This is a genomic window from Streptomyces sp. NPDC046925 (genome assembly GCF_040644915.1).
Taxonomy (GTDB): domain Bacteria; phylum Actinomycetota; class Actinomycetes; order Streptomycetales; family Streptomycetaceae; genus Streptomyces.
The window spans coordinates 143369-158446 of record NZ_JBEYWZ010000010.1; the positions used below are offsets into that span (position 1 = coordinate 143369).

Annotated in this window: 14 protein-coding genes and 1 riboswitch; of the genes, 5 read left to right on the plus strand and 9 right to left on the minus strand. The window is 71.3% G+C overall.

Annotated elements, in window-relative coordinates; all coding sequences use genetic code 11:
• The first annotated feature begins 239 nt into the window (after positions 1-239).
• The 4 genes from ABZ906_RS32680 to ABZ906_RS32695 all read left to right on the plus strand — a co-directional run bounded on the left by ABZ906_RS32680 (position 240) and on the right by ABZ906_RS32695 (position 3688).
• Positions 240-692 carry a DUF6174 domain-containing protein gene (locus ABZ906_RS32680; RefSeq protein WP_361389115.1) on the plus strand — a complete coding sequence of 151 codons (453 nt, stop codon included), beginning with the start codon at positions 240-242 and terminating at the stop codon, positions 690-692.
• 88 nt (positions 693-780) lie between these two features.
• Positions 781-1206, plus strand: coding sequence for a hypothetical protein (locus ABZ906_RS32685; RefSeq protein ID WP_361389118.1), 426 nt, complete (start codon positions 781-783; stop codon positions 1204-1206).
• 89 nt (positions 1207-1295) lie between these two features.
• Positions 1296-2435 (plus strand): PLP-dependent cysteine synthase family protein, encoded by a 1140-nt coding sequence (locus ABZ906_RS32690; RefSeq protein WP_361389121.1) that lies wholly within the window; start codon positions 1296-1298, stop codon positions 2433-2435.
• Entirely contained in the window at positions 2432-3688 is a 1257-nt protein-coding gene (locus tag ABZ906_RS32695; RefSeq protein ID WP_361389124.1) for an MFS transporter, read from the plus strand. Before ABZ906_RS32690 ends, ABZ906_RS32695 begins: the two co-directional genes overlap by 4 nt.
• A gap of 59 nt (positions 3689-3747) precedes the next feature.
• On the opposite strand, the gene ABZ906_RS32700 is transcribed toward ABZ906_RS32695, so the two are convergent.
• From ABZ906_RS32700 to ABZ906_RS32720, 5 genes are all read right to left on the minus strand, one after another.
• Positions 3748-5244: a phosphoesterase gene (locus ABZ906_RS32700; protein WP_361389127.1), complete on the minus strand. Its 1497-nt coding sequence runs from the start codon at positions 5242-5244 to the stop codon at positions 3748-3750.
• Positions 5245-5359: 115 nt separating this feature from the next.
• Positions 5360-6919 carry an ATP-binding cassette domain-containing protein gene (locus ABZ906_RS32705; protein ID WP_361389130.1) on the minus strand — a complete coding sequence of 520 codons (1560 nt, stop codon included), beginning with the start codon at positions 6917-6919 and terminating at the stop codon, positions 5360-5362.
• A complete protein-coding gene (locus ABZ906_RS32710) occupies positions 6916-7749 on the minus strand; it encodes an ABC transporter permease (RefSeq protein ID WP_361389133.1) in 834 nt (277 codons plus the stop codon). The genes ABZ906_RS32705 and ABZ906_RS32710 overlap by 4 nt, the downstream gene beginning before the upstream one ends.
• Entirely contained in the window at positions 7746-8693 is a 948-nt protein-coding gene (locus ABZ906_RS32715; protein WP_361389136.1) for an ABC transporter permease, read from the minus strand. Before ABZ906_RS32715 ends, ABZ906_RS32710 begins: the two co-directional genes overlap by 4 nt.
• Position 8694: 1 nt before the next feature.
• Positions 8695-10257 (minus strand): ABC transporter substrate-binding protein, encoded by a 1563-nt coding sequence (locus ABZ906_RS32720; RefSeq protein ID WP_361389139.1) that lies wholly within the window; start codon positions 10255-10257, stop codon positions 8695-8697.
• A gap of 52 nt (positions 10258-10309) precedes the next feature.
• A riboswitch (cobalamin riboswitch) is annotated at positions 10310-10439 on the minus strand.
• 215 nt (positions 10440-10654) lie between these two features.
• Here ABZ906_RS32720 and ABZ906_RS32725 point away from each other — a divergent pair.
• A complete protein-coding gene (locus ABZ906_RS32725; RefSeq protein ID WP_361389142.1) occupies positions 10655-10783 on the plus strand; it encodes a hypothetical protein in 129 nt (42 codons plus the stop codon).
• Between the two features lie 109 nt (positions 10784-10892).
• Here the strand turns inward: ABZ906_RS32725 and ABZ906_RS32730 are convergent, their stop codons facing one another.
• The 4 genes from ABZ906_RS32730 to ABZ906_RS32745 form a co-directional block, all read right to left on the minus strand.
• Positions 10893-11819: a Gfo/Idh/MocA family oxidoreductase gene (locus ABZ906_RS32730; protein ID WP_361389145.1), complete on the minus strand. Its 927-nt coding sequence runs from the start codon at positions 11817-11819 to the stop codon at positions 10893-10895.
• A gap of 62 nt (positions 11820-11881) precedes the next feature.
• Positions 11882-13081, minus strand: a complete 1200-nt coding sequence (locus tag ABZ906_RS32735) for an ROK family protein (RefSeq protein ID WP_361389148.1) — start codon at positions 13079-13081, stop codon at positions 11882-11884.
• Between the two features lie 58 nt (positions 13082-13139).
• On the minus strand, positions 13140-14006 hold the full coding sequence (locus ABZ906_RS32740; protein ID WP_361185031.1) for a carbohydrate ABC transporter permease: 867 nt from the start codon (positions 14004-14006) through the stop codon (positions 13140-13142).
• 14 nt (positions 14007-14020) lie between these two features.
• Complete coding sequence (locus tag ABZ906_RS32745) at positions 14021-15055, minus strand: sugar ABC transporter permease (protein WP_361389150.1); 1035 nt, start codon at positions 15053-15055, stop codon at positions 14021-14023.
• Between the last annotated feature and the right edge of the window lie 23 nt (positions 15056-15078).

Below are 15078 nucleotides of genomic sequence, written 5' to 3' on the forward strand. Positions count from 1 at the left end.
ATTACTCGCAGCCCTCGTCCGAACACGGCCAGAACGAAGCGGCACGTCGCGAACGGCCCCGCGACGGGCCCTTCACCTGCAATTTCGATCTTCGGCACGCAGCGCTCCCGAGATCGGCCACTCCCCTCGCCGGATCTCCCTTCCGGATCAACGTGGCCTGACTCCCCACTTCCAGGCGCCCGCCCGAACGCCGACGGGCCGATCGGCGTCATAGGAGCAACCGTCTTCGAGGGAGCACCATGACTGCCGCACGTCCCGGCCTCCGTTCCATGTCCGCCGTCGCCCTGATCGGCATGCTGATCGGCACGACCGCCGCTTGCGGCACCGAGGACGCGCGGGACGGGAGCACCTGGGAGGAGCCCTCCTCGTACGCCTACACGCTGAAGTCGACCGAAGGAGAACGGTCCTTGCTCGGGACCTTCCGGGTGACGGTCCGGGACGGCAAGGTCGCCGAGGCGGTCGGTCTCGACGAGAGCGGTCGGCGGGTGGCGAAGCAACTGCCCGGCGAAGTGCCGACCATCGGCGAACTACTGGAGGAGTTGAAGCAGGCCCGCCACGACCGGGCGGACACGGCGGAGGCGAAGTACGCGACCGACGGACACCCGGTGCGGATCTCGCTCGACTGGGACAAGAACGCGCTGGACGACGAAGCCCTGTACGTCATCAGCGCCTACGAACCGAGTGGCAGGTAGCCGACACCGCAGGGCCGCATCCCCGCCGGCACTGTGACACCGATCCTCACCCGCACCTTACGTAACCGATCGATTACTGTAAGCACTCATGACGGCTCGGTCGGCACCCCGCGGCAGCCGCTCCGTGTCCCGCACCGGAGCGGCGCTCGTGGTGCTTCTGGTCACGCTGGTGCACCTGCTGGCCTGTGCCCACGGCCCGGCGCCCGCCGGGGTCGCACGCGCCGATTCGCTCCTCGCGCCAACCGCGTCCTGCGGACCCCCGCACCAGCACCCCACCACGTCGCAGGCCGCCCCTGGCGAACACGGTCCCACGCAGTGCTGGGGCATCGACGAGCCCACGGTCCAGCCACCCCGTGCCATCGCTCCGCTCTCCGAGGCGGCGCAGGACACGACGTCGGCCGCATGCTCCGACCGGTCGGCCGCCCGCGTACGCGAACGCGCTCCCCCTTTGTCGGGCGACAGCGAGACATCGGCCCAACGGGAACGGGCCCGCCTGGGCGTGTGGAGGACCTGATCGGTCACCGCGATCAGTCGACCTCCTTCCACCCACACAACGAGTGACGGCCCCTCCTCCGACGCCGTCGCCCGCGGGAGAAACACGCCATGAACCACATCACCACCGCCGCGAGTTCCGTCCCACCGGCCCATGTGCCGGCCGGCACCAAACACCCCGCACACACCTCCGCCGGCCTGGTCGGCGACACGCCTGTCCTGTGGATCGGCGCGCCCTTCACCGCCGCCGGGCGCGGCTTCTGGGCCAAGCTCGAAGGCCACAACCCCGGTGGCATCAAGGACCGCAGCGCCCTCTACATGGTGCGAGCCGCCCGCGAGCGCGGCCAACTGGCTCCCGGCGCACGGATCGTGGAGTCCACCTCCGGCACCCTCGGCCTCGGCCTGGCCCTCGCCGGGAACGCCTTCGGCCACCCGGTCACGGTCGTCACCGACCCCGGCATGGAACCACTGATGTCCGGACTGCTCACCGCGTACGGAGCGCACATCGAGGTCGCCGACGCCCCGCACCCCACCGGCGGCTGGCAGCAGGCACGCCGCCACCGCGTCGAGGAACTCCTCGCCCGCCACCCCGGCGCGTGGTGCCCCGACCAGTACAACAACCCCGACAACGTGGCCGCCTACGCCCCGCTGGCCCACGAACTGGTCGCCCAACTCGGGCGGATCGACACCCTCGTCGTCTCCGTCGGAACCGGCGGCCATTCGGCGGGCATCGCCTCGATCCTGCGCGAGCACTTCCCCGGCCTGCGCGTCGTGGGAGTGGATGCGACCGGCTCCACCATCTTCGGCCAGCCCGCCGCTCCCCGTCTGATGCGCGGTCTGGGCAGCAGCATCTACCCCCGCAACGTGGCCTACGACCTCTTCGACGAGGTGCACTGGGTCGCGGCACCCGAGGCCGTCCGGGCCGCCCGCGAACTCGCCCGCCACCACTACGCCACCGGCGGCTGGAGCGTCGGCGCCGTCGCCCTCGTCGCACGCTGGCTGGCCCGCACCCTGCCCGCCGAGAACCGCATCGTCACCGTCCTGCCCGACGGCCCGCACCGCTACCTCGGTACCGTCTTCGACGACGTCTACTGCCGCGAACACGACCTGCTCGGCCACCCGCCCGCCGAGGACCCGGACGAGATCGCCCGCCCCGCCGACCGCGTCGTCACCCGGTGGACCCGCTGCACGCACGTCACCGACCCCCTCACCGGCGCTTCCGCGCACCAACTCACGGGAGCCGCCCGATGAAGCACCTGTACCGGCAGACACGCTCCTTCCCGCCCGCGGTACGGCTCCTGATGGCCAACCAGTTCGCCATCAACCTCGCCTTCTACATGCTCATGCCCTATCTCGCCGCCCATCTGTCCGGCCGGCTCGGGCTCGCGGCCTGGGCGGTCGGCCTCGTCCTCGGCGTACGCAACTTCTCCCAGCAGGGCATGTTCCTCATCGGCGGCACCATCGCCGACCGCTTCGGCTACAAGGCACCGATCATGGCGGGCTGCCTCCTGCGGACCGCCGGCTTCGGCCTGCTCGGCTGGGTCGACAATCTCCCCGCGCTCGTCATCGCCTCCGCGGCCACCGGCTTCGCGGGCGCCCTGTTCAACCCCGCCGTGCGCGCCTACCTGGCGGCCGAGGCTGGCGACCGACGCGTGGACGCCTTCGCCACCTTCAACGTCTACTACCAGTCGGGGATGCTCCTCGGCCCGCTCGTCGGCCTCGGCCTGCTCGCCGCCGACTTCCGCCTCGTCTGCACGGTCGCCGCCGCGATCTTCGGCGCGCTGACCCTGCTGCAGTGGCGCGCCCTGCCCGCACGCCACGGGGAGGACTCGGCCGCCGGAGCCCGTCCGGACGGCGTCCTTGCCCAGTGGCGCACCGTCGTCGCCAACCGGCCCTTCCTGCTCTTCGCCATCGCGATGATCGGCTCGTACGTCCTGACCTTCCAGGTCTATCTCGCTCTCCCGCTGGCCGCTTCGAACGCCCTGGGGTCGAAGGGCACATGGGCCACCAGCGGGCTCTTCGTCGTGTCGGCGGCGGTCGCCGTCATGGGCCAGCTCAGGCTCACCGGCTGGGCCAAGCAGCGCTGGAGCCCCGGGCAGGCGCTGGTGCGCGGCCTCGTCGCGATGGGGGTCGCCTTCCTGCCCCTGGCCCTCACCCCGACCGGCGCCACAGCAGCGGTCCTTGTGGCCCTTCTCGCCGCCGTGGTCCTGCTGGCGGCGGGCAGCGCGGTGGTCTATCCCTTCGAGATGGACACCGTCGTCGCCCTCTCCGGAAACCGTCTCGTCGCCACCCACTACGGCCTCTACAACACCGTCTCCGGCCTCGGCATCACCCTCGGCAATCTCCTCACCGGAGCCATCTGGGACTTCGCCGAGCGCCACGACGCCCTGTGGATGACGTGGTGGGCCCTGACCGCGACGGGGCTCGCCTGCGCGGCCTCCGTCGCCGCACTCGCACGCAGCGGACGGCTGTCCGTACGGGAGCCCCGGCTCGCCGCGGCATGATCCTCCGAAGTACCGCGGGAGCGGGGGCGGCGGTGCCGTCGCCCCCGCTCCCCGCAGGGCTATCGCACCTGGACGAACACCGGGTTCGAGTAGAACCACAGGTCGTCCCACGGGCTCTCCAGACCGTCGGCGAGCGGCTCGGCCTCGTCGGTGTTCGTGCCGCGCACCCGGGCGTAGAGGTCGCTCTCGACGTTGCGCAGGGTGTGCCGGATGACGTATTCGCGTCCCTGCTTGCGCCAGTCGCGCGGGCCGAACCGCGCGACCACCTTCGTGGTGGGGTTGGTGTCGGAGTCGGGGTCGGCGGCCGGTCCGGTGACCTCGCCGACGATCAGGTCGACGCGCCGCACCTCGGGACGGTCACCGTTGGCGTTTGTGCCCTCCAGCGGCCGGAACCGGATCTCGATGTCCACGTCCGCGCGCTTGCGGCGGCTCACACCGAGCGTCTCGCCCGCGGCGGCGCTCCGGCCCTGGCTCCGGGCCGTCACGTCGAGGGTGGTGATCAGGTCTCCGGTTCCGACCCAGATCCGGCCGTTGCGGAGCCCGTCCATGATGTCGGTGTAGTCCTGCCGTGCCAGGACGTGGGTCTTGCTGTACTCGCCGGGCCAGAAGTCGGAGCCGCCGCGCGTCCAGTGCACATGGGAGTCGGAGGTCGCGGTGATCCACCACTTCCTTCCCTCGCCCAGGAGCGCGTCCCAGAGTCCGCCGACGCGCGCCGTCATCTGGTCGAAGCCGCCGTGCGTGGGATAGCTGCCGTAGCCGCCGCGTACGCCGCCGTTGAGCGGTCCTGCCTGATGGCCGGGGGCGCCTTCGAAGCCGACGTAGATCTCCGGAGCGGCGTTGTTGCCGTTGCGGAACTCACGCGGGGTGTCCTGCCCGTAGACGCCGAGGCCGGTGGCCGACCGTGCCGCGTGGTGCGCGATCACCAGCGGCTTGCGCCGCATGTCCTTCGCCGCCTTCAGGAACTCAACCATCTTGGCCTCGGTGTCCCGGCCGGGGTCGGCGGGGAAGGCGTCGTGCTTGGCGAAGCGGCTCTCCAGCTCGAACAACTGCTGTGCCTCATCGGCATGGTGAGGGATCATCAGGGTGTGGTGGTCCAGGGCCGGAGCGTCGAACTCCATGCCCCAGAACTGGAGGACCTCGGGCACCAGGACGCGCGAGCGCAGCAGGTCGGGATACGCCTGCTCCAGGTTCACCTTCGAGTGCGTGGGCCCGCCGTGGTCGGTGCACATCGCCCACGTGAGACCGAAGTGCTTGGCCATGACGGCGTTGGTGACGATCGGGTAGACGGCGTCGCCGCCCTTGCGGAACGTGGGCGGGTTCGTCGAGGTGTCGAATGATCCGCTGTACTCGGAGTGCACGTGGTGATCCCCGGCCCGCCACACTCTTCTGCCGGAGCCTCTGCCCTTCTTGTGCGCGGAACCGTCGTCCGCCACGGCGGTCGTCGCGGACGCCAGCGGGCTCGCCGCCGCCAGTGTCGCCCCGACACCGGCGTACTTGACCAGCCGCCGTCGCGAGAGGGCCTTGCTCCCTGGAGCGTCGATGTGCTTGTCCGTCATCGTGAAGCCCTTCGTCCAAGTGCCGCAGGAATGCCAGTGGTTGAGCATTGAAGGGCAAGCCGAACGCGGCATGAACAGACACCGGGGGTACGGCAAACAGCCCACAGGCAGTTGGCTATGGCGTCCAGTCTTCGAGCGACCCGCGCCGCACACAGCGCCCGGCGTCGAAGAGCACGGCGTCCGCGGTGAGCGCTCGTACGGCCGGCACATCGTGGCTGATGAACAGCAGGGCGGTGTCGGCCGGAGCGAGGAGAGCGGGCAGCGCGTCGAGCACGCGCCGGCGGGAAACGGTGTCCAGGGCCGACGTGACCTCGTCGCAAATCAGGAGTACCGGCCGTGCCGTCAGGGCCCGTACCAACGCACAGCGCTGAAGCTGACCGCCGGACAGCCGGGACGGGGTGCGGAGCAGGAGCGCCGCGTCAAGGCCCAGGCTTTCGGCGGTCGCCGTCGCCTCGGCCGTCGCCTCGTCGTGTCGCAGTCCGCGCAGAAGCCGGGCGGTGGCGGCAAGTTGCTCGATCAGCGGTCGGTGTTCCTCGAAGGAGCCGGCGCTGTTCTGGTGCACGTATTGGACGATGCGGCGCTGTGCGGCCGTGCGGCGGTCGATGCGCGCGGGAAGCGGTCGGCCGTTGATCGTCGTCTCGCCCCGGGTCGGCGTCGTCAGCCCGGCCAGTACGCGGGCGAAGGTCGTCTTGCCCGAGCCGGACGGGCCCAGGAGCGCGATCCTGCTGCCGGGCGGGAAGGCCATCGACACCGGTCCGGCGAGGAGGTCGGCGGAGCCGCGGCGTACGACTATCTCCCGAGCCACGACCCCTTCGGAATCCTGCCGGTCCGGGGCGGCAGCCGTGCCCGGCGCTCCTTTTGGCCCGGTGGGTCGTTCCGCGGCGAGCAGTTCGCGGGTGGCCCGATGGCGCTCGGCGGCGAACGGCAGAGGGCCGGGTACCGCACCGAGGACGTCCGCCGTCGGCCCCTGGTCCACGGCCCTGCCGTGCTCCAGGACGATGACCCGCTCTGCCGTCCGGCGCACCATCGGCAGGTCGTGGCTGAGCAGCAGGACGCCGACCCCCTCGTCCGCGAGCCGACGGATCGTCGTGCCCAGGGCGTGGGCAAGCGCAGGGCCAAGACCGCTCGTCGGTTCGTCGAGCACCAGCAGCCGCGCCCCCGTCACCAGGGCGGAGGCCAGCGCCAAGCGCTGCTGCTGGCCGCCGGACAGCTGGTGCGGGAAGCGGCGGCAGACCGACTCCCACTCCAGGCCGGCCGAGTTCAGTGCCCGGCGTGCGGCGGTCTTCCGCGCCGTCCGTCCCGGATGTCCGAGCGCCGCGAGCTCCGTCAGCGCGCCGCCGGCCCGGCGCACCGGATCCAGTACCGACTCCGGGTGCTGCGGCAGATGGGCCGCGCAGCCCGCCCTGGCGGCAGGGCGTCGTACGGGCGTGAGGGTCATGAGATCCGTCCCGTCCAGCAGGACGCGTCCGGCCAGCCTCACGCCGCTGCGTGAGGCGCCGAGCGCCGCCAGACCGAGCGTGGTCTTGCCGCTGCCGGACGGGCCGACGACGGCGACCACGGCGCCAGCCTGGACGGCCAGTTCGACGTGTTCCAGGAGCGGGTGCGCGCCGCCGTCGGCGTACGCGGAGAGCTCCGGGATCTCCAGGAGCGGAAGGCCGTCGGAACCGCCGGTCACGATCGTGTCCTCCTGTGGGCGAGGGCGCGGTCCACCAGCAGGTTGCCGCCGACACACAGCGCCGTCAGGAGAGCGGCGGGCACCAGCACGGCGGCGGGCTGGGTGAACAGGGCGTCACTGTTGCGTTCGATGAGCACGGCCCAGTCCGGCGAGGAAGCGGGCAGTCCGAGACCGAGGAAATTGGCGGACGCCAGGAGGTACAGGACGAGGGAGAACCGGCCGCCCGCATCCGTGGCCAGCGGTGCCGCCAACTCCCGCGCCAGATGCCGCAGATGGATGTACGCCCAGCCGTGCCCCTGCATCCGCAGCGCCTCGACGACGGTGCGCGAACCCGGCGCGAGCGCGGCACCGCGTACCAGGCGCGCGACAGCGGGGACCTGGAGCAGCCCGGCGACCGTCACCAGCCAGAACCGCTCGCGGTGTCCCGTCGCGGCCAGGGTCATCAGAACCAGCAGGCCGGGGAAGGCGAGCAGCACATCCAGTGCGCGCATCACCGTCTCGTCGAGGCCACGGCGCGGGCCGGCGGCCAGCAGTCCCAGCGGGACCCCGGCGGCCATGCCGACCGACAGTGCGGCCAGGGCGCTGCCCACCACCGAGGCACCGCCTTGCAGCACGAGGGCGAGCACGTCGCGGCCGAGGACGTCCGTGCCCAACAGGTGCCCCGCGCCGGGCGGCTGTGACGGCAGCGCACCCTCACCCGGCGCGGCATCCCCGGCCACCCACGGCCCGAGGAGAGCCGCGAGCACCGGCACACCGAGGAGCACCAGCGCGATCCACGGCATGCGCCGTCGCTTCGCACCGACCGTGTCACGCTTCTCCGGAACGGTCACGCCGTGACCTCCCGGCGCGGTGCGAGGCGGTGGGCGGCCAGGTCGGCGAGGAGGTTCACGACGACGGCGGTGCCGGTGAACAAGAGCGCGTACGTCTGTACTTGGGGCAGGTCGCGATTCTGCACCGCCTCGACGAAGCCGCTGCCCAGGCCGCGGAATCCGAACACCGCCTCCACGAGGACGGCGCCGCCGAGCAGTCCCTCCACGCACCGGGCGTACTGCTGCGCGGCGGGGCCCAGTGCGTTGGGCAGCACGTGGCGCAGCACCACCGTGCGCTCCCGCATGCCGAGCAGCCGCAGGTGCTCGGCGACAGGACCGTGCCGCTGGGCCGCCACACCCACGCGGATCTGGCGTGCCAGATCACACAGGTGGCGTGCGGTCAGCACGGCGACGGGCAGCACCAGTACGGCAGGCTGCGCACGGAGCGCGGCCGTGTCCATGCCGACGGCGGTGGCGGGCAGCAGCCCGGCGGCGAGCGACACCGAGGCGACCAGGAGCAGCCCGAGCACGAACTCCGGGACGGCGTGCAGCAGGACGGCGGCGGCGTTCAGCGTCCGGTCGGTGCGGCTGCCCTCACGGAGCCCGGAGAAGGTGCCCAGGAGCGGCGCCAGCACGGTGACGAGGAGCAGCGCGGGCACGCCCACGAGGAGCGTCACCCCGGCACGGCGGCCGATGTCGTCGCCCACGGGCAGCCCGGTGGTCAGGGAGTGCCCGAGGTCGCCGGTGAGCAGGCGGCCGAGCCAGTGCCAGAAGCGGGTCCAGGCCGGTTCGTCGAGACCCAACTGTGTGCGCAGGGCCGCTACTTGCTCGGGTGTGCCGAGTTCACCGCGCAGGACGTCGGCGGTGTCGCCGGGCAGGAGCGAGCCGACGGCGAACACCGCCACCAGGACGACCAGACACTGGACCAGCGCAAGGAGTGAGCGCCGCAGGATGTAGGCGCGCACCTCAGCCGATGCGGACCCGGTCGAAGCGGGCCCAGTCGTGCGAGTTCGGCGGTGCCGCACGCAGGCCGCGTACGGACGCGTCGACGGCGTCGTTGGCGTCGGAGAACGCCCACACCAGCAGTCCCGATGCGTCGCGGGCGATCTTCTGGGCCCGGGCGAGCAGGCTCAGCCGGTCCTGCTCGTCGCGGGTGGTGCGGGCCCGCTCGAGCAGCGTGTCGAACTTCTTCGAGGCGTACTGCGTCTGGTTGCGGGCCGCTCCGCCGCGCACCCGCTGTTGCAGGAAGTCGGAGACGGGCAGCGTGGAGGTGGTGTTGAAGGCGGCGACGCCCTTCGTCTTGATCTCGGAGAAGTACGTGCTGGACGCGCGGGTGTTGGCGCTCAGCTTCAGCCCGACCTCGCGCAGCTGGCGCGCCATCAGGTCAGCGGCCGGCTCCCAGGCGGCGTCGACGGAGCTGGTCTCCACAGTGATGTGCAGCCCCTCGGCCCCTGCCGCCTTCACCAGCCTGCGCGCCTCGCCGACATCCCGTGCCCGCGGCTCGAGGTCGTCCGGGTAGCCGCGCAGGCCCATGCCGAACAGGTCGTTGCCGCTCTCGCCGTGGCCGGCCAGCGCGATGCGTACCAGGGCCGCCCGGTCGATGCCGAGCTGCACGGCCCGTACCAGGCGCGGATCGTCGAACGGTTCGCGTCCGGTGCGCAGGAGGAGTTGCTGCGCGGTCGCCCGCTTGGCCGTCAGGAGCCGGGTCGAGCCCTCCTTCTTGAGGCGTTCCACGGAGGATCCGGCCATGTCGGCGGCGTAGTGCACCTGCCCGGAGAGCAGCGCGTTGAGCCGCGCCGCCTCGTCGTTCGCCGGGACGATTTCGAGCTCGGCGATGTGCGGGGCACCGTCCCAGTGGTCCGCCCAGCGGCGGTAGCGGGCGGTGCCTCCGGGGGTGAACGACACATAGGTGAAGGGGCCGGAGCCGACGGGCTTGCGGAAGTCCTTCGTCCCCTCGGGGATGATCTCGGTGCCGGGTCCGGCGAGGACGGTGGGAAACTCGAAGTTCGGCGCCTTCAGCCGGAAGACCACGGAGCGTTCGCCGTCGGCCTTACTGGCGGCGAAGTCGATCGAGGAGAGCAGCACTTGGGAGGGCGAGCCGGTGGCGGGGTCGGCGGCCCGGCGGTAGCTGTAGAGGACGTCCTTCGCGGTGACGGGCCTGCCGTCGTGGAAGTGCGCCCCGCGCAGGCGTATGCGCCACCGGGTGCCCGAGGCGTCGCTCTCCCAGGACTCCGCGAGCCGCGCTCGGACCGACATGTCGTCCGCGTACGTACCGAGCGTGTCGTACAGGGCCTTGGCGCGGGCCTGGTCGACGAAGTTGGGGGCGACGTGGGGGTCGAGGGTTTCCCGGGAGCCGCCGGCCGTGAACGCCGCGCGGAACCGGTCGCTTCCACCCCCGTCCTTCCCGTCTGCGCCGCAGCCGGTGAGCAGGCCGGACGCGGTCAGTGCCAGGGCTCCTCCGGCGGCCAGCACCCCTCGTCTGCCGGGCTGTGGCCGCTGCTCGGGCTCCGTGCGGGCATGCGTGAGCACAGTCGATCCTCTCCGGGGTGTCCTCGCCCCTGCAGTCAGACCGGCGACGGGTCAGTCTCCTGACTCCCGGATCGTCGCTCGCCTCCGCCTTCCCGCCCGCGTCAGCGGACAGTGGCGTGCAGGAGGATCGCTCCCCGGTCACAGTGGCGGGACCGCGCCGGACTCACACCGGCTTCCTGGTTCCCGTCGCCTCGTGTGCTCATTGTTGCGTACGAGGCGACGGAGCAGGCCCCCCGGGCGTGTGGAGCGGAGCTGCCCGGACCTCAGGTGAGATAGTCGACGGATCGGCGGATTCCACCCCCGACGACCACGAACCAGACGCCGATCCACCCGCCCCGAACCCGAGGAGCCACCCGGTGGATGACCTCACACAGCGGCTCGCCCCACGGTGCCGCCCATGATCCCGTTCGCCCTGTACCTCCCCGGATCAGGCGCCCTCCCGCGATGGGTACAGATCACGGTCGCCGTCGTGGTCATCGGCGCGATGGCCACCCGCATCTGGCTGTTCCTGCGCCGCCGGAAGTGAAGGGTGCGGGCACAGCTTCCGGACGACGCCGGGGCGGTTGTGGAAGGGGTCGTCTTCGCGCGGCGTGGTGATGCTGCCCGATGGCAGGCCACCTCGGGGTCTCCGACCGTCAGCCCTCCGCCGCCCACGCCAAAAGCTGCTGGATGCGCAGGCCCCGGCGGGCGTCGATCGGCGTGGAGCGGTTGGCGCGTACCGCGTGTGCGAATTCTCGGCGCAGCACGGGCCAGCATTCCTCGTGGTCCAGTTCCGCCGTGTCGTAGACGAGTTCGTCGCCGGGGCCGAGCAGTTCCACCCGGGTGCGGGCCCGCGGAAGCCGTACGGAGCCCGAGAGCGAGGCCTGGCTCACCGCGCCGTTCTCGTGTTCGCAGGTCAGCTCGGTCCAGCGGCGCGGGTCTCCGGTGGAGCGTACGGAGGTGATGGGGCCGACAGCGGTGTCGAGGAGATCGAGGAGGTGCGGGCCAAGGTCGAGCAGTGCGCCGTGCTCCATGCGCCAGGCGGTGGCGAAGTCCCCGCCCAGGAAGGCGCCGTGGAGGTAGCAGGAGCGGGCGCCGGTGACCTCCACGTGCCGCGCCGCTTCCAGGAAGGCGCGGGTGGCCGGGTGATAGCGCTTGGTGAGGACGAGTTGGGAGACCACGCCCGCTTCCTCGACCGCGTCCGCCACACGCCGCGCCCCGGCGAGATCCGGGGCCAGGGGCTTTTCGAGCAGCAGCGCCTTGCCGGCCTTCGCGGCGCGGGGCGCCAACTCGGCCTGGACGGCGGGGGGTACGGCGAAGGCGACGGCCTCGCAGTGGTCGAGGAGTTCGTCGAAGCTCGCGGCGACGGCCGCACCGTAGGGCGCCGCGGTCTCGGCCGCCGCTTCCGGGCGGCGGGCCCACACGGCGGCCAGCGTCGTCTCGGGTCCGGCGGCCAGCATCCGCGCATGCATGACGCGCGCCCACGGCCCGGCACCGACCAGGCCGACCCTCACCGGCGCGGGCGAACCGGCGGCGGAGTCGGCGGGCTCGGCGGGCGAAGGGCGGGAGCTGCTGTCGCTCATGGGGTCTCCGTTCAAGCGTGTGCTTGCGCTTGTGCGTAGTGCGTAGGTGGTGGTGTCGTCGGTCAGGGCGTCGACGCGTCCAGTCGTGCGTCCGCGCGATCCGGCGAGTAGAGGTGTTCCACGACCATCTCGCCCGCGCCCATCAGGCCTGCCCGGTCCCCCAGTTGTGCGGTGACCACGTTCAGGTTGGCCGTGGTGCGGGGCATGGCGCGCTGGTAGAGCAGTTCGCGTACGCCGGTCATGAAGGGGGCTCCGGCGAGGTCGCCTGCGAGCATCAGGACGCCGGGGTTGAGCAGGGTGACCACGGTGGCAAGCACCTCCCCGACGCGCTGGCCCGCCTCCCTGGCCAGGCGGATGGCGTCGGGCTGGCCGTCGGCCAGGTGCTGGTGCACGCCCGAACCGGACGTGGTGGGAATGCCGAGCGCGGAGAGCTGTCCGGCCAGGGCGCGTCCGCTGGCGACCGCGGCGAGGCAGCCGTAGGAGCCGCACATGCACAGCGCGTCGGGCCGGTCGTGCAGCCGGATGTGGCCGATGTCGCCGGCGCCGCCGTCGATGCCGCGGTAGACCTCGTCGCCGACGACAACTCCCGCGCCGATACCGGTCGATGCCTTGATGAGCAGGAACGCGGCGCAGTCCGCATGGCCCGCGCGGTGCTCGGCGTACGCCATGAGGTTGGCGTCGTTGTCGACCAGGACGGGCACCGGGCCGGGTTCCAGCGAGGCGCCGACCTGCTCCGCGTACGCCGCCTGCATCTGTTCCCGGATGGGGAAGCGGTCCCAGCCCGGCATGATCGGCGGTTGGATGACCTGGCCGAGCTCGAAGTCGACGGGGCCGGGGACGGACATGCCGATCCCCGCCACCTTGCCCGGCTCGGTCCCGGCTTCGGCGAGCAGGGGCAGGAACCAGCCGGCCAGGGTGTCGATGACCTTGGCGGGCCCGTCGGTGACGAGGACGGGTCCCGAGGTCTCGGCCAGTACGTCACCGGCCAGGTCGAGGACGGCGGCCCGTGCGTGCCGGGTCTCCAGGTCCACGGCCAGGACCACCGCGTGCGAGGCGTCGAACTCCAGGAGGGCGGAGGGCCGTCCGCCGGTGGAGGCACCGGCGGTGTCGCGCAGCCAGCCCGCGCCGAAGAGCTGGTCGAGGCGCAGGCCCACGGTCGATCGCGACAGACCGGTGGCGCGCAGGAGTTCGCTGCGTGTGGTGGCCTCGCCGCTGCGGATGAGCTGCAGCAGGTGGCCCGGGCTTGCTTGGCTCGCCGGCATCATTTCCCCGTCTCTGGATTCTCGCGGGACCGCGGGAGCCCGCGGGAGCCCGTACCCGTCAACTCTTGTCGGCGCCGCTGGTCAGGCCCTCGGTCAACAGGCGTTCCGCGGCGAAGAACAGAAGTATCACGGGGATGGTCAGGACCACGGACCCGGCCATGAGCACGGTCTTGGAGACCTCGATGCCGTTGGACAGTTGGGCGAGGCCCAGCGAGACCGTCCACTTCTCGGGGTCGGCCGCGAGGAAGAGCAGCGCGAAGAGGAACTCGTTCCAGGCAATCATGAACACATACAGGCCGGTTGCCATCAGGGAGGGCACGGCCAGCGGCAGGATCACCTTGCGCAGGGCCTGGAGGCGCGAGCAGCCGTCGAGGGCGGCTGCTTCCTCGATGGAGTACGGGATGGTCACGAAGTAGTTCTTCAGCATGTAGATCGAGACGGGCACGGTCTGTGCGACGTACACGATGGCCAGGCCCGCGAGGCTGGAGGAGAGTCCCAGCTTCGCGAACATCACGAAGAGCGGCACGGCGAGCAGCGTCGCCGGGAACATGTAGACCGCGAGGAACATCGCGCTGATCTGGCGGTTGCCGAAGAACTTCAGGCGGCTGATGGCGTAGGCGCCGGGCACGGCGGCGATGAGGGTGAGGGCGACGGTGCCGAGCGAGACGAGTGCCGAGTTGAGCAGCAGCTGAAGGAATCCCTGTCCGCCTTCGGACTGGGGTTTCATGACGTTCTCGTAGGTGCTGAGGGTGAACTCCTTCGCGGAGACCCACAGGGAGCCGGGGTCGAGCAGGAGGGAGTCGATGGACTTCACCGACAGGAGCACCATGTAGTAGAAGGGCACGATCGTGATCACCGCGAGGAAGGCGATGACGACCCACCGCAGGACGCCGAAGAGGCGCTCCTCGAACTGGGTGCGTGTCATGGAAAGCGGCGACATCACGACTCCTCCTGGACCTTCTTGCCGAAGAACTTGAAGTACAGGCCGAGCAGCACCATGAGGACGGCGGCGAGGACCAGGGCCTGGGCGGCCGCGGCGCCGACGTCGTAGCGCGAGGTGAGGAAGTCGTAGACCCGCACCGCTGCGACCTCGGTGCCCGCTCCGCCGTTGGTGAGCAGGTAGACGTCGTCGAATTTGTTGAACGTCATGATGAAGCGCAGGACGCACAGCAGGGCCATGACCGGCATCAGCTGGGGCAGCAGGATGTGCCGGAAGCGCTGGAGGGGCGTGGCGCCGTCGACCTTGGCGGCTTCCTCCAGGCCGCCTGGTACGGCATGGAGCCGGGCGAGGATGAAGAGGAAGGCGAAGGGGAAGTAGCGCCAGGTCTCGAAGGCGATGACGGTGAGCAGGGCCAGCGGGATGTCGAAGTGCGCGCCGAGGAAGCTGACTTCGTACTCGCGGGTGGAGAGGAACGCGATCGGGTCGTCCCAGCCGAAGAGGGAGCGGCCCCATTCGTTGACGATGCCGTACTGGGGGCTGAGGGCGACCTCCCAGACGAAGGCGACGGCGACGACGGGTGCGACGTAGGGCAGGAGCATCACGCCGCGCAGCAGTCCGCGTCCGCGGAAGGGGGTGCGCAGGGCGAGCGCCGCGATCAGGCCGAGGACGACGGAGCCCAGGGTGGCGCCGACGGTGTAGACGAGGGTCGTGGAGAGGCTGGACCAGAAGCCGGCCGAGCTGAAGACCTGGGTGAAGTTGTCCAGGGTCCAGTTGCCGAGCAGGCCCATGTCCTGGATGTCGACGAGCTTGGCGTTCTGGAAGGCGAGCAGCACCGTCCACAGGATCGGCAGGATCACGACGACGAGCACGACCACGAAGGTGGGGGTGACGAAGGCGAGTCCGGCGCGGTTCTCGCGGCCGGTGGCGCTCGGCGGGCGGGACTTCTTGCGCTGCCGCCGCTCGTCGGCCGGTGGCGGCTCGGGCGTGGTGGCTGCGGTGCGGCGCTTCGTCGCGCCGCTCTGGGCAGTGCTCATGGGTCAGTACCTCGGTGTGCCTG

What these genes read in the sequence shown, in the direction of transcription:
- ABZ906_RS32680 (WP_361389115.1), top strand. Translation starts at nt 240, where the DNA reads ATGACTGCCGCACGTCCCGGCCTCCGTTCCATGTCCGCCGTCGCCCTG.
- ABZ906_RS32685 (WP_361389118.1), top strand. Translation starts at nt 781, where the DNA reads ATGACGGCTCGGTCGGCACCCCGCGGCAGCCGCTCCGTGTCCCGCACC.
- ABZ906_RS32690 (WP_361389121.1), top strand. Translation starts at nt 1,296, where the DNA reads ATGAACCACATCACCACCGCCGCGAGTTCCGTCCCACCGGCCCATGTG.
- ABZ906_RS32695 (WP_361389124.1), top strand. Translation starts at nt 2,432, where the DNA reads ATGAAGCACCTGTACCGGCAGACACGCTCCTTCCCGCCCGCGGTACGG.
- ABZ906_RS32700 (WP_361389127.1), bottom strand. Translation starts at nt 5,244, where the DNA reads ATGACGGACAAGCACATCGACGCTCCAGGGAGCAAGGCCCTCTCGCGA.
- ABZ906_RS32725 (WP_361389142.1), top strand. Translation starts at nt 10,655, where the DNA reads ATGATCCCGTTCGCCCTGTACCTCCCCGGATCAGGCGCCCTCCCGCGA.
- ABZ906_RS32730 (WP_361389145.1), bottom strand. Translation starts at nt 11,819, where the DNA reads ATGAGCGACAGCAGCTCCCGCCCTTCGCCCGCCGAGCCCGCCGACTCC.
- ABZ906_RS32735 (WP_361389148.1), bottom strand. Translation starts at nt 13,081, where the DNA reads ATGCCGGCGAGCCAAGCAAGCCCGGGCCACCTGCTGCAGCTCATCCGC.
- ABZ906_RS32740 (WP_361185031.1), bottom strand. Translation starts at nt 14,006, where the DNA reads ATGACACGCACCCAGTTCGAGGAGCGCCTCTTCGGCGTCCTGCGGTGG.
- ABZ906_RS32745 (WP_361389150.1), bottom strand. Translation starts at nt 15,055, where the DNA reads ATGAGCACTGCCCAGAGCGGCGCGACGAAGCGCCGCACCGCAGCCACC.